The organism is Allomuricauda sp. ANG21, assembly GCF_040705235.1.
Taxonomy (GTDB): Bacteria; Bacteroidota; Bacteroidia; order Flavobacteriales; family Flavobacteriaceae; genus Flagellimonas; species Flagellimonas marina.
This window is the reverse complement of sequence record NZ_JBFCVT010000013.1, coordinates 1-22,304: the sequence shown is the minus strand read 5'-3', so window position 1 is coordinate 22,304 and position 22,304 is coordinate 1. Positions and strand designations below refer to the sequence as shown.

The following is a 22,304-nucleotide window of genomic DNA, read 5'->3' as shown; positions in this document are numbered from 1 at the left end:
AAACATGACGATTATGAAAAACAGAACAAAAGGCCTTGTTGTCATTTTTTTGGTGCTTGGCAATCTTATGGCCTTTGCACAAAATATTACCATTCAAGGGGTGATCACCGCAGAAGACGATGGTCTTCCGCTACCCGGGGCCAATGTAGTGGTGAAGGGTATGGCCATTGGTGCCTCCGCCAACTTTGATGGAGAATATACCTTGGAAGTCCCGAGTGGGGATGTAACCTTGGTCTTCAGCTATCAGGGGTTTAGTTCCCAAGAGGTTCCGGTGGGCGGACAACGAACCATCAATGTGGCCTTGAAAACAGATGTGAACGAATTGGACGAGGTGGTCATCATTGGTTATGGAAGCACGACCAAGAAAGATCTTACGGGGTCTATTGCCACCATTAAATCCGAGGATTTGGAGTCGGTACGTTCCACTACCGCCGATGATTTTGTACAAGGAAGGGTCTCGGGACTGTTATTGACCCAAACTTCGGGTCAACCCGGGGGTGCCACTTCTGTCCGGATTCGGGGAAGTAGTTCCATCAATGCCAGTAATGAACCTTTATATGTAATCGATGGTTTTCCTGTGGACAACAACAGTGACAACCTTTCCGCAGGTGTGGCCGAAGGGCCTTCCATCAATGCCCTTTCTACCTTGAGTGCCAACGATATTGCCTCCATAGATGTGTTGAAGGATGCTTCCGCTACGGCCATTTATGGTTCCCGTGGGGCCAATGGGGTCATCATAATTACCACAAAGAGAGGATTGAACGGGGATGCCCAAATCAATTACGACACCTATTTAGGGGTAAGTGAGGTTATAAAAAAACTGGATGTGCTCAATGCATCACAATTTGCATTTTACGTGAATGAGTCCAGGTACAATGGTTCGGGAGCCCCTAGGTTTTATTCAAACCCAACCTCTTTTGGAGTGGGTACCGATTGGCAGGATGAAATTTTCAGGACGGCCATTACCAAAAGCCACGACCTTTCCATAAAGGGAGGGAACCAAGATATTAAGTATGCTGTTTCCGGGTCGTATTTAGATCAGGAAGGAGTGGTTATTGAAACCGATTTTAAACGATACAATTTTCGGGTAAACCTCGATTTTAAGGCTACGGAAAAATTGTCCATTGAGAACTCCTTGAGTTTGAACAGGACCAACTTCAATACGGCCAGGACCGAGACCACAGGAGGGGTGGAGGTTGCCAGTAGTGCCATAACAGGGGCATATCAATTCAATCCCCTATTGCCTGTTTTCGATCACGAAGGGAATTATACCAAAGGGAATTTCATTGTTCAGGACGATGGAACCTTTGTGAACGAAGTAAGCAACATCCAAGAACAGATTCCCAATTTCCCAAGCCCGGTGGCTTATCAAAATCTATCGGAAAGCAAGGGTAAGGCCACAAGGATATTGGATAACTTGGCCATTAAATGGGATTTGGCCAAAAATCTACAGTTGAAGACTACCTTAGGGGTAGACTTGAATATCAATGAACAATTCTATTTTAGGACCGAGGAAATCGATTTTGGAAATTCACCAGGGGCTTTTGCGGCCCAAGCCAAGAATACGGCCACCAGCTATTTGGCAGAATCCACGTTGAATTACACCAATACCTTTAACAATAGACATCGTGTGAATGCCTTGGTAGGGGCTTCGTGGCAAGATTTCACCATTGAATCCCTTTCAGGGAATGCCTTGGGATTCCCAACGGAAAATTTTGGTTCCAACAACTTGGGACTTGGATTGAACCCTGGGGTAAGCTCCAATATCATAGAATCCAGATTGATTTCCTATTTTGGAAGGGTCAACTATATTTTGGACAACAAGTACATTTTTACGGCCACTTCGCGGGTTGATGGCTCCTCCAAATTTGGGGATGGCAATAAATATGGATTTTTCCCATCAGGGGCTTTCGCATGGAATGTTTCGGAAGAAGATTTTCTTCAGGACTCCGGACTCTATCTAAAACTGCGTTTGGGGTACGGAATCATAGGTAATGAGTCCATTGCACCCTATTCCGCGCAATCCACATTCAAGCCTACCTATCATTCCTTTAATGATAATGAGGTGGTGGGGCAATTGCCCAGTACACCGGCCAACAGTGCCCTTAAATGGGAGCGTACCGAGCAATACAATATTGGTTTGGACCTTGGATTTTTCAATGACCGATTGGGATTCACTATTGACGGATACCGAAAAAATACGGAAGATTTGTTGCTGAACCTCCAAGTACCTTCACAAACCGGATATATCCAAAGTGTGGTCAATGCAGGAAGTGTGCGTAACGAAGGAATTGAATTGGGCATCAATGCACAAATGTTCAAGGGGAAGTTCAATTGGGACGTTAACCTGACCGGGGCCTATAACAAGAACAAGATTTTGGATTTGGCCGGCTTGGACAATATTCCAACAGGCTTTGGGATTCTGGGTATTAACAATTGGCAGTTGCTTGTGGAAGGTGGCGAGATCGGAGCATTCTACGGTTATGTTTCGGATGGCATCGTTCAATTGGATGATGACCCTGCAACCACCCCTAGGTTTGCAACCGACACCTTTACCCCCGGAGAGCGAAAGTATAAGGATTTAAATGGAGATGGGGTCATCGACGCCGATAACGATAGAACCTTCATCGGAAATCCCATTCCAGAATACACCTTTGGGATAAACAATACCATAACCTGGAAGAACTGGGACCTTAACATTTTCATGCAAGGGGTGTACGGCAATGAAATAGCCAACTTCAACAGGATCAACCTTGAAAATTTAAATGGACAAGGTAACGTACTGTTGGAGGCTTTCTCAAACAGATGGACCCCGAACAACCCTAGCAATACCTACACTAGGGCCGCGGATGGTCCTCGGAACATTGTGTTTTCCGACCATTATGTAGAGGATGGCTCTTACTTGAGATTAAAATCGGCCACTTTGGGGTATTCCATACCGGGTAAATTTTTGTCCAGGATGAAAATCAACAAACTTAGATTTTATCTCACGGGAAAGAATCTGTTTACCCTTACCGATTATAGCGGAGTGGACCCCGAGGTCAGCTTTGGGGGGCAGAACAACAACCTAAGTGCAGGAGCTGATTTTGGGGGATATCCTACCTCAAGGACATTTCTTTTGGGTCTTAACGTAAACTTTTAAAAGTCAAAATCATGAAACAATTCAAAAATTATAGAATGTACTTCGCCGCCCTGATTTTGATCTTGGGTTGTGAAAGTGCCTTGGAAGAGGAAGTGAAGACCTTTTATACCGAGGATACATTTTACCAAACAGAGCAAGACGCCAAATTGGCCATTAATGGGATATACGGGCATTTGGGGGCCACATTTGATGAAACGTTGAATGCCAAGGGCCTATATTTTGCCAACTATTGGACGGCCAATGCGCTTTTGTCGGATGAAGGGGAAACCAGCTTCAATAGGGGAGATGGGTACAATCAACTCTCAGCTATGGCCCATACACCGGAAAATACCATAGCATTGGAGATTTGGTCCAATCTTTACCTGGGTATCAACGCAGCCAACATGGCCATCGTTAACATCCCGGATGTTGAGATGGATGAGGACACCAAGGATGACTTATTGGGTGAAGCCCATTTTTTGAGAGGGTTACTCTACTTTGAATTGGTCCGTTTCTTTGGCGAGGTACCATTACAACTGGAGCCTCAAAAAGTATTTACTTCAAGTTCTTTCTTGGGAAGGGCGTCCATTTCGGAAGTCTATACCCAGATTTTTGAGGATTTGTCCATGGCAGAAAGTAGCCTTCCCTCCGAACAGGTTGGGGTGGACAACGGCAGGCCCACCAGTTGGTCGGCCAAGGCTTACATGGCCAAAGCGGCCCTTCAGCAAGGGGAAAACCTTCAATTGGCAAAAAGTAAATTGGAAGAAATCATGACCAGTGGACGATTTGGGCTTTGGGAAGACTACGCGGACGTTTTCAAAATTGCCAACAACAACGGTAAGGAGGTCTTGTTTGCCATAAGCTTTTTGGAGGGTACGGATTTGTTCACCACCCTGTGGGAAGGTGGACATTTGGTCTACAGGACACTCCCTGGAGGTGTCTATGGAGGTAGACCCAATGGTGGAGGCTTGGAGATACCAACCATGGCCCTGTATAATTCCTTTGATGATGAGGATAGAAGAAAAGAAGTGACTTTTATGACCGAAGATGTCATCAACGGGGAGTTGGTGGAATTTGATGCGCCCCATATCGTAAAATATTGGGACCGGGTAGCAGAGCCCTTGGTGAACAATACGGCCAATGACCTTCAACTTATTCGCTATGCGGATATATTGCTCATGTATGCCGAAGTGTTGAATGAGCAGAACAATGGAAGCACTCCCGCAGCGTTGGATGCCATCAATGAAGTGCGGAAAAGGGCAAGATTTGCCGATGGGGTGGAGCGCAATATTCTTCCAGATTTATCCGCAATGGGATACGAAGCTTTCAAAGAAGCCATACTGGAAGAACGAAAAAAAGAACTTACGTGGGAAGGCCATCGTTGGTTCGATTTGGTTCGATTTGGCAAACTGGAAGAAAAGGTTACCGAGGCCAAGCCCGGGGTTCCCGTGGCGGCCAGACATAATTTACTTCCTATTCCACAACGCGAAAGGGATATCAATCAAAATTTGACACAGAACTCTGGGTACTGATATGGACAAAACATTTTTTCAAGGCCTTAAGATCACATTTATATTTTTGATCATCTTTGGAAGCCCTTCCTTGCTTGCTTCGGATAATATTGCAAGTTATGCCACACTCAAGGTTTCCTCAGAACTACAGGGAAGTGAAGCCTCCAAATTGGTTGATGGTGTAATTCGATTGGACGGTATGGGTGAGTGGGCCAGTAAAGGAGAGCGAAAGGCATGGGGAGCCAACCTATTGCCTTGGCTTCAAATGGAATGGGACAGACCTCGAAGCATTAACACCATAGTCATTTATGATCGGCCGGGTCTGGACGAACATACCGCAGGAGGTGTCCTTAAGTTTAGTGATGGTTCCGTTATTAGGGTAACCACCATCCCAAACAATGGCGATGCCAAAAGAGTGGAGTTTCCTGCCAAGAGTGTTCAATGGGTACGTTTTGAGGTAACCGATGGAGAAGGGCTTAACCTGGGACTTTCCGAAATAGAGGTGTTCGCATCACCATCAGATAGCGAAAACCCTTTGTTTTGGGTAAACCCGTTTATAGAATCCGCCAAAGGACGTTATTTTTTCTTCACACCCGGAGCACATCCCATGGGAATGGTGGCTGCTGCCCCCGTGACTCGAAATAAAAATCAATATGGGGGAGGGTACAACTATAATTCCACAGAGGTGTTGGGGTTCGAACAGATTCATGGTTGGTGTCTTTCCGGAATACAGATCATGCCCACACTTGGTAATATAGACCCTACTTTGGGAGATCAAGGTTGGAAGTCGAGTTTTAGTCATGATGATGAAATAGCCATGCCCGGATATCAACGCCTATATCTTAAAGAGCACCATGTGTGGACAGAGCTTACCAGTACCAAGCGTACTACCTTATATCGGTTTAAATACACAAAAGCGGACAAGGCCGGTATCTTGACCAATTTAGGAGGATATCTAGGGAACTCTACCATGATCAATGCAGATGTTCGCAAGGTCAACCAAAATGAGTTGGAAGGTTCCTTTGATTCAGCGGGTAGGTTTTGGGGTGGTCCGGAAAAGGTCAAGGTGTTTTTTGTGATTCAATTTGATAAATCCTTCAAATCCTTGGATGGATGGAAGGACAAAGAAAGATTCGACAATATCAACTCTATAAAGGGGAGCGATACCATGACCCGTAGAGATTCGGTCGTTTTTGCCGGAATTACCCAGAGTTATTGGGATGCGCCGACTACGGGAATTGCTGCCAATTATGATGTAGAGGCTGGGGACGAAGTTCAAATGAAGATTTCCATTTCATATACCTCTGTGGAAAATGCCCGCAAAAATCTTCAAACCGAAGCTCCACATTGGGATTTTGACCGTTACAAAGAAGATGCCTTCAAAATATGGGAAGAAAAACTGGGTAGAATTGCGGTTAAGGGAGGAACCGAGCAGCAACGTGAAAAGTTTTATACCGACTTATGGCATATACTTTTGGGAAGAAGGATCCTTAATGATGTTAGTGGTGATTATCCCGATTATACCCAAGGAGAACGTCATGGAAACTTTACCAAGGCCGATTTAAAAGTAAGGTCGCTCCCAAAAGGAAAAGATGGGGAGTCTAAGTTCAATATGTACAATTTTGATGCCCTTTGGCTAACCCAATGGAACCTGAACATTGTTTGGGGATTGGCATGGCCCGAAATTTTGGATGATTTTTCGGCCTCCTTGGTCCAATATGCAGATAATGGTGGGTTGCTACCTAGAGGCGCCATAGCAGGGGGGTATTCGTATATAATGACAGGAAACCCGGCAACAAATATGCTGGTGAGCACCTACATGAAAGATTTGATGACAAAAACAAGTCCAAAACACGCGTTTCAGGTCATGAAAAACAATCACATGCCCGGAGGTATGATGAGCGCCTCTGCGGAAGACCTAGAGTTTTACATAGAAAATGGGTATTGCCCAGAAAATGCTGGCAAAACATTGGAGTGGGCCTTTCAAGATTGGTCCCTGTCCCAAATGGCAAAGAAAATGGGTAGGGCGAAGGATCATGCCTATTTTTCCAAAAGAGCGGAAGGATGGACCAAATTGTTTCACTCCGACTCAAAATTACTGTTACCCAAAGACAAATCGGGCAATTGGGTGCATACAGATTTGCTCTCAGGTCAGGGTTGGGTAGAATCCAACGCATGGCAAGGAACCTGGTCGGTTTCCCATGGTATTACGGAATTGTCTAAGCTTATGGGTGGAAACGAAGCCTTGGCCGATAAACTCAACTTTGCTTTTGAGCAAGCAGCCCCCCAGGATTTTGTATTTGGATATTCAGATGGATATGTCAGTTATGCCAACCAGCCGGGCTGTTCCAACGCCCATGTTTTTAACCATGTGCAAAAGCCATGGCTTACACAATATTGGGTGAGAAGGGTGAACGAACAGGCATACGGTGCCACGACCGTGGACCAAGGCTATGGCGGACATGATGAGGACCAAGGCCAGATGAGTGGCGTAAGTGCGTTGATGTCCATGGGACTTTTTAGCTTGACGGGTAACAATTCCATCACCCCTAAATATGAAATTACCAGTCCAGTTTTTGACGAGATAACCATAAAACTCAACCCAACCTATTACCAAGGAAAAGAGTTTACCATCAAAACCTTGGACAACAGTAAAGAGAACAGTTATATCCAAAAGGCAAGGTTGAACAATGAGCCGCTCCAAACATTTTGGTTCACCCATGATGTTTTTCAAAAGGGAGGGGAGCTTATCCTGCAACTTGGGCCTGAACCCAATACCAATTGGGGAATTCAAGATTGAACGTATAGCAAAAAGGAACCTTCCATCAACAGAAGGAGTCAGCAATGAAAAAAGGGATTGTAACATCTGGGATTTGGTCTTTTGTACTCTTGATTTTGGGTGCGTCGTGCACAGAGTGTACAAAGCGGGGGGAATACCTCTTCCAGCCAGTGGCGGCCAAAGTCTCTGGAATCCATTTTTCCAATGACCTTCCCTTGGATGACGATTTGAATATCCTCAACTACATCTACTACTTCAATGGTGGAGGTGTTGCGGTGGGCGATATCAACAATGATGGATGGGACGATCTTTTCTTTACGGGAAACCAAGTTTCCAACAAATTATACCTGAACCAAGGCAATCTAAGGTTCAAGGATATCACCGAAGAAGCAGGTCTGGAGTCCAAAGGATGGTCTTCTGGAGTGAGCATGGTGGATATCAATACAGATGGTTGGTTGGATATTTATGTGTCCCGATCTGGACATTTAGATCCAGAACAACGAAAAAATCTGCTTTACATTAACCAAGGTGATGGAACCTTCGAGGAAATGGCCCAGGAATACGGGTTGGCAGATGCTTCGTATTCCACACAATCCGCTTTTTTGGATTATGACAAGGATGGTGATTTGGACATGTACCTGCTCAACCATATGCACCAAATGACCGGGATGAACAATCCTGTGCCACGAAAACTGAATGGGGAATCCGAAAGCAATGACAAACTGTACCGCAACGATGGTGTTGGTCCATTGGGTCACCCAGTCTTTACGGATGTTTCTGATGAAGCTGGAATTACGATTGAAGGGTTTGGCCTTGGGGTAGGGGTGAGTGACCTAAATCAAGATGGGTATCCGGATATTTACGTGTCCAACGATTTTATTTCCAATGATATCCTGTATATCAACCAAGGGGATGGGACTTTTAAGGACAGATCTAAGGAGTTTCTCAGTCACCAAAGCCATAATGGTATGGGCAATGACATTGCCGATATCAACAATGACGGTCTTACCGATGTTTTGGTATTGGATATGCTGCCTTCGGATAATCGTCGTAGGAAACTGATGCTGAACAAACCCAACCACAACCTTTTTGAATTCAGCAAAAGTGTAGGCTATCAACCCCAATATATGCGGAACACCTTCCAATTGAACAATGGAAGCCAGGCCCCGTTCAGTGAGGTGGGCCAACTTATGGGTATTAGCAGTACGGACTGGAGTTGGGGTGGATTGATGGCAGATTATGACCGCGATGGTCTAAAGGATATGTTCATCACCACGGGTTACCTCAAGGATATGACCGATTTGGATTTCATTGTGTATCGCAGAAAGCAATTCAAGTTTAGGACCAGGGAGGAAGCGGACAGTATATACTTGGCCAGTATCAACAAACTGCCCGAGGTAAAGCTCCAAAACTATTTTTATAAGAACAATGGCGGGTTGAAGTTCATGAACACTTCATCTACATGGGCCCCTGAATCCCCTAGTTTTTCAAATGGGGCGGTGTACGCAGATCTGGACAATGATGGAGACCTTGACATTGTCACTAACAACATCAATGATAAAGCCAGTGTACTGGAGAACACCTCTTCCCACCGTAAAAATAATGGAGGTCATTCCCTAAAACTCATTTTTAAAGGACCAAAGACCAATCCAAATGGGATAGGGGCAAAAGTATGGGCCTATACTGGGAGTGCGGTTCAGTTTTCAGAGAACTATACCACCAGAGGTTTTCAATCCAGTGTTGCACCCTCACTGTATTTTGCATTTCAGAAGGATCAAAAAATGGACAGCCTTATCGTGGTTTGGCCAGATGGAAAAGGAAAGACCTATTCCAATGGTGGGATGGGCACTACATTGACACTAGAGTATTCCGGTGCTTCTGAGGTATCTGAGCGGATTCGTACGGTTGAAAAAAATCAAATGTTTTCCAAGGTTGATAAGATTATTCCTTTTGAACATCAGGAAATCCCTTTTTCTGATTTTGATATAGAGCCGCTCATTCCACAAAAATTTTCCAGCAATGGACCTTCCCTTGCGGTTGCTGATGCCAATGGTGATGGTTTGGATGACCTTTTCATTGGAGGCTCGCATGGTTTTTCAGGTCAGCTGTATATCCAAGCCAAAGATGGCCGCTTTGAAAACAAAATTTTTGAAGGTACTACCGAGCATGAAGATGTTGGGGCCATATGGTTTGATGCGGACGGCGATGGGGACAATGACTTATATGTGGTCAGTGGAGGGTCCGAATTCTCGCTGATGAAGCCAGGACATTATCAGGATAGATTGTATATAAACGATGGTCATGGGAATTTAACCATGGCCGAAAATGCTTTGCCCACCATGAACACGAGTGGGGGTTGTGTAATTGCTTCTGATTATGACCAAGATGGGGATTTGGACCTTTTTGTAGGCGGAATGGTTGTTCCCGGAAGCTATGGGGTGTCACCTAAAAGCTATGTATTGGAAAACAACCAAGGGAGGTTCACCGATGTCACCCGCTCAAAATTGGGCGAACATGAATTGGGAATGGTTACCGCGGCCCTTTGGACCGATGTGGACAATGATGGTTGGGTAGATTTAGTGGTTGTGGGGAAATGGATGCCGGTAACCCTGTACAAGAATCAAAAAGGAAGTTTTGAAAAAGCTGTATTACCCAATTCATCGGGTTGGTGGAACAGCGTCAATGGCGGGGATTTTGACAATGACGGGGATATGGACTATATCGTCGGGAACCAAGGAACCAATAGCGTGTATATGGCATCAGGGGAATATCCCATGGAACTGCATGTTGGGGATTTTGACAAGGATGGCAGAGTGGACCCCTTGATCACGCAATATGGTCTAAGTCCCGATGGGGCTATGATGAGCTACCCGCTGGCATCAAGGGATTTATTGGCAGAACAAATGGTTTCCATTAAAAGTAGATATAAAAATTATCGTTCCTATGCCGATGTCCAGATTGAGGACCTCCTTTTGAACAATATGGCCGATAACCCTATCAAGAGAACCGTGGAAAATTTGGAGAGCCTATATATTGAAAACAAAGGAGGGGGCAAGTTCAATGTAAAGCCCTTGCCCACGGAGGCCCAATGGGCGCCAATTATGGGAACTACCATCACAGATGTGGACTTGGATGGGAACTTGGACGTCATCCTTATAGGCAACTTTTACGAGTACGAGGTGGGCTATGGACAGAACGATGCCTTTTTGGGACTTGTCCTAAAAGGGGATGGTACGGGAAACTTCAAACCGAAGAATCATAAAAATACCGGTTTTATGGTCAATGGGAATGCCCGTGCCTTGGTCCGGTTACTGGGGAAAGAGGGGGAACTGTTGGTTTCTTCCATCAACAATGATAGCCTTAAGATACATCGAATAAACCAAGGTTTGGAAAACATGATAATGGTCACACAGGATGCGCAATCGGGCATCATCACCTTGGAAAATGGAAAACAACGAAAAATGGAATTCTATAATGGCGAGGGGTATTTGTCCCAATCCACCAGAAAGGTGCAATTGCCCAAGAATGCCAAGATTAAGTTTAACACAAAACAGAATTAAAGTCCATGCAGGACCAAAACAAATATTATCTGGGGATTGATATAGGAGGTAGCCATTTTGCCCTTGGTATGGTGGATGCATCGCAAATGGGATTGCTCATGGAAACGGTGGAACGTTATCCTGTGGACGGTAATCTACCGGCTCAGGATTTTTTGGACCAATTGCTTTCTGCCATAAGGGAATCCATTCAAAAGTTCAAAAAACCCATAAAGGGCATTGGTCTGTCCGTGCCCGGTCCATTTGACTATGCCAATGGGGTTTCCCATATCCGTGGACTCAACAAATACGACGCACTGTTTGGTGTCAACCTGAAACTCTTTCTGTGGACTCACTTACAGGATGCCTTGCCCTCTCCAGAAAGTATTGCCTTTATCAACGATGCGGACAGTTTTGTTCTAGGGGAGACCTATACCAACAATCTCGATAAGGGAAAGGTTTTGGGGGTAACCTTGGGAACCGGAATAGGCTCGGGCTTTGTCATTGATGGAAATGTGGTCACCGAACATGCCAACATACCCAATGAAGGCAATATTTATAACCTTCCCTTTAAAAACAAGAGAGTGGAGGATTGGATTTCCACCCAATGGTTTTTGGAAACTTTTACCAAGACCACGGGCATCACTGTGGGCAATGTGAAGGAAATTGCCGAGCATGCGGAAACTTTGGAAAAGGCCAAGGAAATTTTTGAACAATACGGACAGCATTTGGGTGAAGTAATGACTTCTCTTTCGGAAGTGTTCAAACCAGATGCCCTTGTTATTGGAGGAAGCATATCCAAGAGCTATCACCTTTTCAACGAAGCTTTTGAAGCTTGTTTCCCCGTCTTCCCCAATATTCATATTACAAAAGGCACGGCCCATGCGGCCATTTTAGGTGCCGTCATACATTTAACCATTAAACAGAATAAATTGAGCACAAAAAGAAACACGGAGCAGTATGTGATGCCAATGCAGGCAGATGGGTCAAGAACAGGTGAAGGCTATATGGTGTACCCCTCTTTTGAGATTTCTACGGGGACTGTTTCCATGGGCGTGGAGAGCCTCGTGGATGAACTTCCCAAAACAGGATGTGTTCTCATAGACGGTTATATGGGGGGATACTGGGAAGAATTTATGGCCCGTTTGTCCAGTGAACTCCAAAAAAGAAATGTAAAGCATATCAATTATGCTATGGCTTCTGCGTACAAGGAGGTTTCGGTCATAGAAGAGATGGTGGCTCCCTACTTGGGAGGCGACGACCCTGTTTTTGGAAAGATATTTCCCGGAGATTTAAAGGATTTTTTCGATGAGGAAAAATTGCAATCCATCAAACCGGAGGAGGGTGTCCTAAATATTATCTATGGGCCTGGGGCAGCCTTGAGTGGTTGGAAAGGAACCGTGATTTATATGGATATTCCAAAAAATGAGATACAATTTCGTTCCAGGGCAGGGCAGGTTACCAATTTGGGCAATATTATGGTGGCTGATAAAAAACATCAATACAAGCGCATGTACTTTATTGATTGGCCAGTCTTGAACAGACATAAATACCAATTGCTGAAGGATATGGACTATGTTGTGGACGGGCAGTTTGAAGGTGATGTCTCATGGTGTTCGGGAGATACCTTGCGAACAGCACTTCAGGAAATGTCTGCCCATGCCTTTAGGCCAAGACCTTGGTTCTCACCCGGGATTTGGGGAGGGGATTGGATGAAGGAAAAATTTGATGGCTTGGCACAGAATGTGCCCAACTATGCATGGTCTTTTGAACTCATTGCACCAGAAAATGGGATTGTGATTTCAAAGAACGGTGCACGGTTGGAGGTTTCCTTTGATTTTTTGATGTTCCAGGATAATCAGGCCATTTTGGGCAAAGCTGCAGATATTTTTGGAACGGATTTTCCCATACGGTTCGATTATCTGGATACCGTGAATGGACAGAACCTATCCGTACAATGCCATCCCACCTTGGAATACATGCGGGAAAATTTTGGGGAAAACTTTACCCAAGATGAAACCTATTATATTTTGGATGCCGACGCCGGTGCCCAGGTGTATCTCGGCTTTAAGGAAGGGGTGCAAAAAGAGGAATTCCAAGAGGCCTTGGAGCAGAGCCATGCCCAAGCAAAGCCCATGCCGGTGGAGAATTATGTGCAAACGTTCGATGCCAAAAAACATGACCTTTTTCTTATTCCAAATGGAACCGTGCATTGTTCCGGTATAGGGAACTTGGTTTTGGAAATTAGCAGTACTCCTTACATCTTTACGTTTAAGATGTATGATTGGATGCGCATGGACCTGGATGGAAAACCAAGGCCATTGAATATTGAACGCGGTGTGGCCAACCTGAATATGGAATGTCAGGGAGATAGGGTAGAAGCAGAATACATTTCCAAACCACAAGTGGTACAATCCGGTAATCATTGGAAGAAGGTAAAGTTACCCACCCACCCAAAGCATTTTTATGAAATCCATAGATTTGAGTTCACTGACGAAATGATCATTGATACAGAAGAACAATGCCACATCCTCAATTTGGTGGAAGGCACTAAAATACGGGTGGTGGCTAAAAACAGGAGTATGGACATCCACTACGCCGAAACCTTTGTGGTCCCTGCCGCGGTAGGACGTTACAAGATTGAAAATTTGGGTGAGGGAGAGGCAAAAGTGATCCAATCCAATGTAAAACCAGAATTCTGTAAAACCGGATTTTAATCATTGATAAAAGCATGGAAGCACAAAAGAACAGCTACCTTTTTAAGATTACCGCCATTGGAGCATTGGGGGGATTTTTGTTTGGTTACGACACAGCCGTGATTTCGGGAGCCATTGGTTTTATGGAAACCAAGTTTTCCTTGACCCCTTCACTAAAAGGTTGGGCCGTATCCAGTGCCATTTTGGGTTGCATCTTAGGCGCGCTGACCACTGGGTATGTGGCCGACCGGATCGGCCGGAAAAAGGCCCTGATCATAACAGCTTTGCTGTTCGCCATATCGGCCATTGGTTGTATGTTGGCCCCAAGTTTTACACTTTTGGTCATTGCGCGGATTATTGGGGGTGTAGGTGTTGGCGCTGCTTCCATGCTTTCGCCATTGTATATATCTGAGATTTCTCCGGCGGAAAAAAGAGGGTCTCTGGTCTCCCTATATCAATTAGGGATAGTGTTGGGGATAATTATTGTGTATTTCTGCAATTATTTGGTGGCACAGGCAGGGGATGAAGCTTGGAACATTGCATATGGATGGCGTTATATGTTGGGGTCAGAGGCTTTGCCAGCCCTATTGTTTTTGGGTGCCCTGTTCTTGGTTCCCGAGAGCCCTCGGTGGTTATCCAAGAACGGGAACAATGCGGCGGCCCTTCACATTCTGGAAAAACTGAATCCGAAGGAGAAAGCCACAGAAATCCATCAAGGCATCCAAAAAGCGTTGCAGCAAGAAAAAGGCAAATTATCCGAACTCTTTGAAAAAGGGTTCCGTACTGCAATCATTATTGGGGTGGTATTGGCTCTTTTTTCACAGATTACAGGTATCAACGCCATCATGTATTACGCCCCTGAAATATTGAAATCTGCTGGTTTTGGTGTGGATTCAGCCCTTATGCAGACCGTTCTGATAGGAGTGATCAATTCAATCTTCACCTTTGTGGCCATTAAGTATATTGATAAGGCAGGTCGGAAAAAACTATTGTTATGGGGAATTTTGGGAATGATCGTTTGCCTGTTGGTCATTGGGTCCTTATATCATTTCGATGCCCTTGAAGGACCTTGGCTGCTGATTTTCATCTTGGGATTTGTGGCTTGCTTTGCCTCTTCCTTAGGACCTATTCCGTGGGTGTTGATTTCTGAAATTTTTCCAACAAAAGTACGGGGAGCGGCCATGTCCATATGTATAATGGTCTTATGGGTAGGGGTTATGCTAATATCACAATTCACTCCCGTATTATTGAGTGACCTTGGACCCTCCTATACATTTTGGTTGTTTATGTTAAATGCCATTTTCCTATGGGTGTTTACGTATAGGATGATTCCAGAGACCAAGGGCAAGACCTTGGAAGAAATTGAAATGGGATGGAAAAAATAAATCTAATCATGAAGAAAATAGCTTTAAAGCTCTTATATTTCTTTATAGTACTTGTACCCATGTTGGTGTGCGGGCAGATAGAGTTGCCTCCCATTTTTTCTTCCCATATGGTAGTGCCAAGGAATAAGCAAATTCCTCTTGAAGGGAAGGCAGAGCCAAGGACTACATTGACCATTACCATTGGAAGTCAAAGCCATACGGCAAAAGCGGATAAAAATGGAGTTTGGAAAGTGAATCTGCAACCCATGGCTGCCGGAGGACCTTTCGTTCTCCAAATTGAAGATGATCAAGGGAGGGAATTGACATTGGACAACCTATTGGTCGGTGACCTATGGTTATGTGCAGGGCAATCCAATATGCAGTACACCCTGAACATGCTGCGGTATAAGGAAACCCCGGATGACAACTATGATTCTCCCAACCTTCGGTTGTGCTCGGTATGGGTAGACCGGGATTATCTTCCAAGAAAGGATGTACCCAATGCCGTATGGCAGGAAGTGTCCAAGGAAACCGCCCGGAACTTTAGCGCCGTTGGATACTTTTTCGGGAAAAACCTAGCTAGGGAACAAGAAGTTCCCATAGGTCTCATCAGTAGTAATTTGGGAGCTACGGCCATAGAAACCTGGATGGGTATGGACGTTCTCAAGACATTTCCGCAGTTTGATGAGGTTACACAGAAGGTGGGTAAAATCAACAAAAGTTTTAAAACCCTGGATACTGAATTTGAAAAGTTCAGAAAGAAATGGGATGATAAATATTATTTAAAAGGACCTGGAATTGAGGGAAAATGGTACGAGGAAGGGTATGATTATTCCAATTGGGAAGAATGTACCTTGCCCGCTTTCTGGAATGATTTTGGGTACGCTTCACATGACGGCAGCATGTGGTTTAAGCGAACCTTTGATTTGGACTCCGTTCAAATGGAAAGTGATTTCAACATAGTACTCAACCAAATTGATGACTACGACAGGGTTTGGGTCAACGGGGTGCAAATAGGGGAGTCCTTTGGGAAAAGTAATTTCAGGAATTATTCCGCATCCAAAGACATTCTTCGGGAAAAGGGAAATATACTCACCGTACGTGTTTTTGATGTTGGCGGGAAGGGAGGAATCTACACCAATGCCTTTTGGGGCAATTCCATCCTCAACGGAACTTGGAAGTACAAAAAAGGAGTGAGTATAGACAGTAATCGGTTTCCGCAACCTGAAGTGTCCAATGGCAGTCCATTCTCGCACCCCATGCTCTTGTACAATGCCAGTATAGCTCCTTTACATAAATTGCCCATAGCAGGGGTAATTTGGTATCAAGGAGAATCCAATGCGTCCAGAGCAGTGGAATATGGTTCTTTGCTGCCAGCTATGATCCAAGATTGGCGAGAAAAATGGAACCATCCCAAAATGTCTTTTTTGGTAGTTCAATTGGCCAATTACCGACAAGAGGATAAGACACCTACAAATAGTAACTGGGCAGAACTCCGCGAGTCCCAAATGAAAGCTACTGCTTTAGAAAATGTTGACATTGTTACTGCCATAGATATTGGTGAGGCCAATGACATCCACCCTTATAATAAAAAAGAAGTAGGAAGAAGATTGGCATTGTTGGCCAAACATTACAATTATGGGGACATACTTAAAAAAGGCCCTGTTTACAAATCCCATAGTCTAAACGATACATCCATTTTGGTCGAGTTTGAGACCCATGGAGGTAAATTGGTTAGTAAGGACAGGTATGGCTATTTAAGGGGCTTTGCCATAGCTGGGAAGAATGGTGAGTTCAAATGGGCTAAAGCAGAGTTGGTAACTACGAACACGGTAAAGGTGTACCATGAAAATATCAAAAATCCAAAGTATGTAAGGTACGCTTGGTCTGATAATCCCGGACAATTGGACTTGACAAATGCAGAAGGACTGCCCGCGTTTCCTTTCCGAACCGATAATTTTGAGTTGGGCACTTCCAAGAAAACATATCAATACGATCCCCATGCATTTTAAATATAAAATAGGAAGCTTTCTAATTGTATTATTTTTGTCCACTAATCAGATTTCGGCGCAAGAAAAGTCGGTGCAGGATATCGGTTCATATGACTTTCAGGCAGTACCGGCCCCCGAATGGACAGCGTTAATGGAGCGTACCTCGGGTTGGTTTGGGGCAGATGGGATATTTACCATTCCTTTAGATGGTGTGGAAAATCAAGGAGACGGAGAAAAAGAGACCCTCTTTATTTTTAGCGACACCTATATTGGGGAGGTTGTAAACAATGTGCCAAACCCAGGTAATGTTATGGTGAACAATACCACCGCATGGATGAAGGGGCAGGAACCAAAGAAATCGGCCATTGATTTTGAGTACAATTTGGATTGTGATGGGAAGCCAACATCCTATTTTGTTCCAAATAATAGAAATGCCAAAGCCAATGAGTATTTCTGGTTGGGGGATGGGTTTATAAACCATCATAAGGACAATGCGCTCTACCTATTTGCCTATCATGTACATAAAACCGGTCCTAATGTTTTTGATTTTGAACAGACCAACATAACATTGTTGAAAGTTGATGACCCTACCAAAGAGGGAATCTCCAAGTCAACTCAAATCGCAACCGATTTAGGGTTTGTACACCCAACAGAAGGGCGGGTATATTTCGGTAGCGGACTTTTCGTGAACACTAAACAAGCCAATGCCCCAAACCCAGATGGATATGTTTACATCTATGGTATCATGGAACGGCAAAAGTCCTTGATAGCCGCAAGGGTACTACCTGAAAATGTTGAAAATGTTGACCAATGGCGTTTCTGGAACGGTAGGGAATGGGTGGTGCAAAAGGAAGAGGTCGCGGAAATAACAAATGCGGTTTCCAACGAACTCAGCGTAACTCCAACAGAAGACGGCAATTTTTTACTCACGTTTACGGTTTTGGGCCTTTCCGATAAGGTAGGTATACGTGTGGGGACAAGTCCTGTGGGGCCCTTTGGTGAAATCCATGAGGTGTATACTTGCCCGGAATACAAGGAAAAAGGACTTTTCCCGTACAACGCAAAAGCGCATTATCATTTATCAAAACCCGGGGAACTGTTGATCAGTTACAATACAATTACGCTAAACTTTTGGGAAGATATTAAAAAAGACGCGAGTATATATCACCCTAGATTTATAAAAGTAAAATATAAGTAAACGAGTACTGGACTTAAAAAAAAAACATATGAAAAACTGGATAAATGGAATGACAATTAGGGTAAGTATTTTGTCAATTGTCATGACGAGTGTAGGCTGCAAAGACAAAACAAAAGAAACACCAATAGCGGATAATAATGAGGAACCAGAGACTATTGTTGCTGTAACATCCCCTAAATGGAGCCAGCTCTTTATTAAAAATGAAGGATGGTTTGGGGGAGATGGCATTTTTGGAATTCCTATGGATGGCAAAGAATTTGTTGCCGCAACAGATAGCACGGTCACACTTTTTACTTTTGGGGACACCATGATCGGGCATCATGATGGGCAAAGCTTACAGCCGGAAGATTTTTTAATGATCAATAACTCAGTGGGAATCCTGAAAGGCAAAGAACCAAATGCAGATAATATTACGTTCCATTGGAAAGAAAGCGAGGGTCAACAGGCCAAAGCACTTTTTAAGCCCAACACACCAAACTCCAGACCACATGATTATTATTGGTTGGGAGATGGATTTGTAAACACAGAGGGAGACGAAAACCTTTATGTTTTTGCTTACCCGGTTCGGGAAAAAGATACCACGGGTATAGGAGGTTTTAATTTTGAACAAGTTGGTGTAAATCTATTGCAAATACCCAAGAACAGTACCCCTCCGTATTTAGATCATACCCAATTGGAGACTCCATTTTTTGATTCAGCAACCCAAACTTCATTTGGCAGTGCCATTTATGTGAACACGGAATCAGCGGGAGCTCCTGACCCCGATGGCCATATCTATACATATGCGGTGTCCAACGAGGAAGGTACCAAGGGCCTGTTGGTCGCAAGGGTATTGCCCGAGTATTTGACAAAGTTTGATCACTGGAAATTTTGGAACGGTCAAGATTGGGTGGCAGAAATGGAAGAAGCGACTATGATAGCCAAGGATGTTTCCAATGAAATGAGCGTATCCCCTTTATCTGATGGCAGAATTGTATTGACCTACCAACGTTTTACCATGGGACCTGAGGTGGCCATACAAATTGGCGAGTCCCTCGTTGGGCCATTTGAGGAGCCAGAAATAGTGTATTTGACCACTGAGAATGATACCCATAAAACCTATTTCACATATAACGCCAAGGCTTACCCGCACCTATCTGAACCTGGTACTCTTTTAGCAAGCTATAATGTGAATTCATTTGATTTTTGGGCAGATATTTTAAAGGACCCCAATCTATACAGACCACGGTTCCTTGAAATCTCTTTGGAATAGTGGCTTAACGTTTAATGTCTATACTATAAGTGAATTGATCGGCCCGGTAATAACCTATGTTGTATTCTATAGGTCTATTGCCAGGGTCGTAGACTACCCGTTTTCTTTGTAGAATGGCCGAATTTACCGGAACTCCCAATTTCTCCGCAAGAAACTTATTGGCTAAAATAGCGCTTATTTGTTCTCTGGAAAGAACAGGGATGGTATGATATTCATGTTCCAAGATATCGTAGAGATGACGTTCAAAATCCTCATTTCCTGTAATGCCTATTCTTGGGTGAAAATAACTCACGAAGTATACAAAAGGACCGTTGTCCAAACCACGAAGTCTTTCTAATCTGAAAAGTTCCTGCCCCTCCTTTACTTCCAATTGTTCCGAAACTTCCGCACTTACTTTGATTTGGGAAACCTTGATTTCGTAATTTCTAAAGTTAATCCCTTGAGCGTGCATTTCTTGACTAAAGCTGACCCAATTGGATAGCTTGGTTTCGACCTGCTTTTTTGCCACTTTGGTGCCAACCCCTTTTTTTCTTATCAACAGCTTTTCTTGAACCAACCTATTGGTGGCCTGCCGAATGGTATTCCTGGAAATCCCAAGTCGTTTGGATAGGTCAACTTCCTTAGGTAAAAACTTGCCATTTTGGTAATCTGGGTCGTTTATCATATCACGAAGGATTTCCTCAACCTGTAGATGCAGGGGTACTGGACTATCGTGATCGATGCTAAGGGACTTAAGGTTAAGTATGTTCTTTTGTTGAGACATTAAGCAAACTTATAAAATTTGTGTCAAAAATTTGAAAATATTGATAATATGATAGACCAAACTGGAATGATTGTATACAGAGAATAATTTAAAACTAGTGGTTTGAGCCACCGCTGATTTTAATTCAGAAAGTTGTTGTTAAATTGTTAAGTGATTCTTTTTCCAGCCTCAATTTTAACCAACCGGTAGGGTGGTATTCCATATCCAGCTTTTTCAAGATAGCTACCATAACAAACTTGTTCTTTAATCATAATCCTAATAATGTATATGGTACAAAAGCTTTCATCACTTTATTACTTTAATCCATTGTGAATATGTCGATTTAGAAATAAAAAGTACTAATTTTTAATATTCATTAATAGGGTATCCGGTGTTATTCGGATATCCAATAGTTGGCAGAAGTGTGCCAATGGCACCGCAACTAAAACTTTTTGAGGACCAAAACGTTGTCTTGTTTGCTCATTCCTCCCTCCCATGCATACAAACACCTGCACTGAACCCAATCCAACTTTTCGTAAATTCAAACCCTGTAACCAATCCGCCGTGGATCACAACCAAGAAACAGACATCTGCCAACTCCGGTTAAGTGCAAATGGCTAAAGGCTCCACGAGGGAACAAAATGAAAACATTTTTAACCACTCGCTTTAACCATGGGTGGTTGTGTGCCATTTGAAAAAACGAGTGAACTACCAAGAAAAACATAACAAAGGATTTATTTCCAACTTCATAAAGAGCTTTTGGGAGTTTGAAACTTGCGAAAATGAATGTAATCACGAAATACTTCCAGACGGATTTTTCGACCTGATATTTGAAATCAAAAATGGACAAATAACCAACGTTTCACTGACAGGGGTTTGGACAAAACAAATCAAAATTTCCATACCAAAAAACACCAAACTGATTGGTGTTCGCTTCAAACTGATTTCTGCCGAGTATGTTTTTAAACAGTCAATCAAAGAAATTAAAAACACAAAGACTGAACTACCATTAACTCTGTTTGGCTTCGAAAATTTTGACTTTTACGATTTTGAGAAATTTACGGATTCGATAAACGAGAAACTTCAATGCGGACTTAAAAACCTGAAAGAAATCGACAACAGAAAATTTGAGCTTTTCAAGATTCTTTATGAACGAAAAGGCGAAATTTCTGTTCAAGAGCTTTCGGAAAGTGTTTTTTGGAGCAGTCGACAAATCAACAGATATTTTAACAGTCGTTTCGGTTTTTCGCTCAAAATATTTTGCAATATCCTAAAATGCCATTCTTCGCTAAAACACATTGCGAGCGGCAAACTTTTTCCTGAGAATAATTATTACGACCAAGCTCATTTTATCAAGCAAGTAAAGCAAATAACAGGGTCGACACCAACAAATCTGTACTTGAACAAAAACGACCGATTTTTACAATTGACCACCATTCAGGCAACGTAAATTTGTCCATTCAATTAAAAAACAGAGAAATGAAAGCAAACAAATTAACGCCCAATTTTGAAGTAAAAAACATTAGAAAAACTGTAGAATTTTATCAAACAGCTTTAGGGTTTTCATTAATAATGGCAGTGCCCGAAACACAGGACGGAATTGAACAATCATTTGCTAATGATAAAGAATATGTCTATGCTTTGGTAAACAAAGACAATGTGGAAATTATGTTTCAAAGAACGGAAAGTTTCAAAAGAGATGTACTTTTTGCAAAGGAACTTCCTATAGCAGCCAGTGTTTCCTTCTATATTGAAGTTGACGGAATTGACGGTTTTTACGAGCTAATAAAGGGCAAAGGCTTGAACCCGACCGAGCTGAAAACAGCTTGGTACGGAATGCGTGAATTTTACCTAAAGGACAATAACGGTTACATACTTGGATTTGCAGAAAAAATTTCAGAAAAATAGAAAACGGCATCCAACAATGTGTATAAGAAGTAGTGGTTTGGGTTCTAACCTGAACTGCTTTATCATTAAATTAAAATACATAGTAAACCTAAAAGTGGCTGCATAAATCTGCTACTGCTCATCCACAAAACCGTTGGCAGAAATGTGCCAAAGGCACCATAACCAAACTTGAAAAGCAGGACCTGTTCATACTTGACGACTTTGGC

At 43.4% G+C, this 22,304-nt stretch carries 12 protein-coding genes; 11 read left to right on the top strand and 1 reads right to left on the bottom strand.

The genetic code is table 11. The annotated features are described in order from the left end of the window. Window positions 1-13 precede the first annotated feature (13 nt). Genes AB1A65_RS14900 through AB1A65_RS14860 form a run of 9 tightly spaced genes read left to right on the top strand, consistent with a single transcriptional unit; the run spans window position 14 to window position 19,448 of the window. Window positions 14-3,142 carry a TonB-dependent receptor gene (locus tag AB1A65_RS14900; protein ID WP_366590707.1) on the top strand — a complete coding sequence of 1,043 codons (3,129 nt, stop codon included), beginning with the start codon at window positions 14-16 and terminating at the stop codon, window positions 3,140-3,142. An 11-nt stretch (window positions 3,143-3,153) separates the two neighbouring features. Further along, window positions 3,154-4,653 carry a RagB/SusD family nutrient uptake outer membrane protein gene (locus AB1A65_RS14895; protein WP_366590706.1) on the top strand — a complete coding sequence of 500 codons (1,500 nt, stop codon included), beginning with the start codon at window positions 3,154-3,156 and terminating at the stop codon, window positions 4,651-4,653. A 1-nt stretch (window position 4,654) separates the two neighbouring features. Then, a complete protein-coding gene (locus AB1A65_RS14890) occupies window positions 4,655-7,432 on the top strand; it encodes a GH92 family glycosyl hydrolase (protein WP_366590705.1) in 2,778 nt (925 codons plus the stop codon). A gap of 44 nt (window positions 7,433-7,476) precedes the next feature. Continuing rightward, window positions 7,477-10,971, top strand: a complete 3,495-nt coding sequence (locus AB1A65_RS14885; RefSeq protein WP_366590704.1) for a VCBS repeat-containing protein — start codon at window positions 7,477-7,479, stop codon at window positions 10,969-10,971. Window positions 10,972-10,976: 5 nt separating this feature from the next. Then, window positions 10,977-13,664: an ROK family protein gene (locus AB1A65_RS14880; RefSeq protein WP_366590703.1), complete on the top strand. Its 2,688-nt coding sequence runs from the start codon at window positions 10,977-10,979 to the stop codon at window positions 13,662-13,664. Window positions 13,665-13,678: 14 nt separating this feature from the next. Then, on the top strand, window positions 13,679-15,028 hold the full coding sequence (locus AB1A65_RS14875) for a sugar porter family MFS transporter (RefSeq protein ID WP_366590701.1): 1,350 nt from the start codon (window positions 13,679-13,681) through the stop codon (window positions 15,026-15,028). 8 nt (window positions 15,029-15,036) lie between these two features. Beyond that, window positions 15,037-17,019 (top strand): sialate O-acetylesterase, encoded by a 1,983-nt coding sequence (locus AB1A65_RS14870; RefSeq protein WP_366590699.1) that lies wholly within the window; start codon window positions 15,037-15,039, stop codon window positions 17,017-17,019. Next, window positions 17,009-18,196, top strand: coding sequence for a DUF4185 domain-containing protein (locus tag AB1A65_RS14865; RefSeq protein ID WP_366590698.1), 1,188 nt, complete (start codon window positions 17,009-17,011; stop codon window positions 18,194-18,196). The genes AB1A65_RS14870 and AB1A65_RS14865 overlap by 11 nt, the downstream gene beginning before the upstream one ends. Before the next feature lie 28 nt (window positions 18,197-18,224). Then, window positions 18,225-19,448: a DUF4185 domain-containing protein gene (locus AB1A65_RS14860; RefSeq protein ID WP_366590696.1), complete on the top strand. Its 1,224-nt coding sequence runs from the start codon at window positions 18,225-18,227 to the stop codon at window positions 19,446-19,448. Between the two features lie 4 nt (window positions 19,449-19,452). On the opposite strand, the gene AB1A65_RS14855 is transcribed toward AB1A65_RS14860, so the two are convergent. Then, complete coding sequence (locus AB1A65_RS14855; RefSeq protein ID WP_366590695.1) at window positions 19,453-20,211, bottom strand: GntR family transcriptional regulator; 759 nt, start codon at window positions 20,209-20,211, stop codon at window positions 19,453-19,455. Window positions 20,212-20,893: 682 nt separating this feature from the next. Here AB1A65_RS14855 and AB1A65_RS14850 point away from each other — a divergent pair. Continuing rightward, window positions 20,894-21,640 carry a DUF6597 domain-containing transcriptional factor gene (locus AB1A65_RS14850; protein WP_366590693.1) on the top strand — a complete coding sequence of 249 codons (747 nt, stop codon included), beginning with the start codon at window positions 20,894-20,896 and terminating at the stop codon, window positions 21,638-21,640. 29 nt (window positions 21,641-21,669) lie between these two features. Next, complete coding sequence (locus AB1A65_RS14845) at window positions 21,670-22,098, top strand: VOC family protein (RefSeq protein WP_366590692.1); 429 nt, start codon at window positions 21,670-21,672, stop codon at window positions 22,096-22,098. The last annotated feature ends 206 nt before the right edge of the window (window positions 22,099-22,304 follow it).

Excerpts from the sequence above, each read along its gene's own strand:
- AB1A65_RS14875 (WP_366590701.1), top strand. The coding sequence starts at position 13,679 with ATGGAAGCACAAAAGAACAGCTACCTTTTTAAGATTACCGCCATTGGA.
- AB1A65_RS14845 (WP_366590692.1), top strand. The coding sequence starts at position 21,670 with ATGAAAGCAAACAAATTAACGCCCAATTTTGAAGTAAAAAACATTAGA.
- AB1A65_RS14885 (WP_366590704.1), top strand. The coding sequence starts at position 7,477 with ATGAAAAAAGGGATTGTAACATCTGGGATTTGGTCTTTTGTACTCTTG.
- AB1A65_RS14855 (WP_366590695.1), bottom strand. The coding sequence starts at position 20,211 with ATGTCTCAACAAAAGAACATACTTAACCTTAAGTCCCTTAGCATCGAT.
- AB1A65_RS14870 (WP_366590699.1), top strand. The coding sequence starts at position 15,037 with ATGAAGAAAATAGCTTTAAAGCTCTTATATTTCTTTATAGTACTTGTA.
- AB1A65_RS14865 (WP_366590698.1), top strand. The coding sequence starts at position 17,009 with ATGCATTTTAAATATAAAATAGGAAGCTTTCTAATTGTATTATTTTTG.
- AB1A65_RS14900 (WP_366590707.1), top strand. The coding sequence starts at position 14 with ATGAAAAACAGAACAAAAGGCCTTGTTGTCATTTTTTTGGTGCTTGGC.
- AB1A65_RS14880 (WP_366590703.1), top strand. The coding sequence starts at position 10,977 with ATGCAGGACCAAAACAAATATTATCTGGGGATTGATATAGGAGGTAGC.
- AB1A65_RS14890 (WP_366590705.1), top strand. The coding sequence starts at position 4,655 with ATGGACAAAACATTTTTTCAAGGCCTTAAGATCACATTTATATTTTTG.
- AB1A65_RS14895 (WP_366590706.1), top strand. The coding sequence starts at position 3,154 with ATGAAACAATTCAAAAATTATAGAATGTACTTCGCCGCCCTGATTTTG.
- AB1A65_RS14860 (WP_366590696.1), top strand. The coding sequence starts at position 18,225 with ATGAAAAACTGGATAAATGGAATGACAATTAGGGTAAGTATTTTGTCA.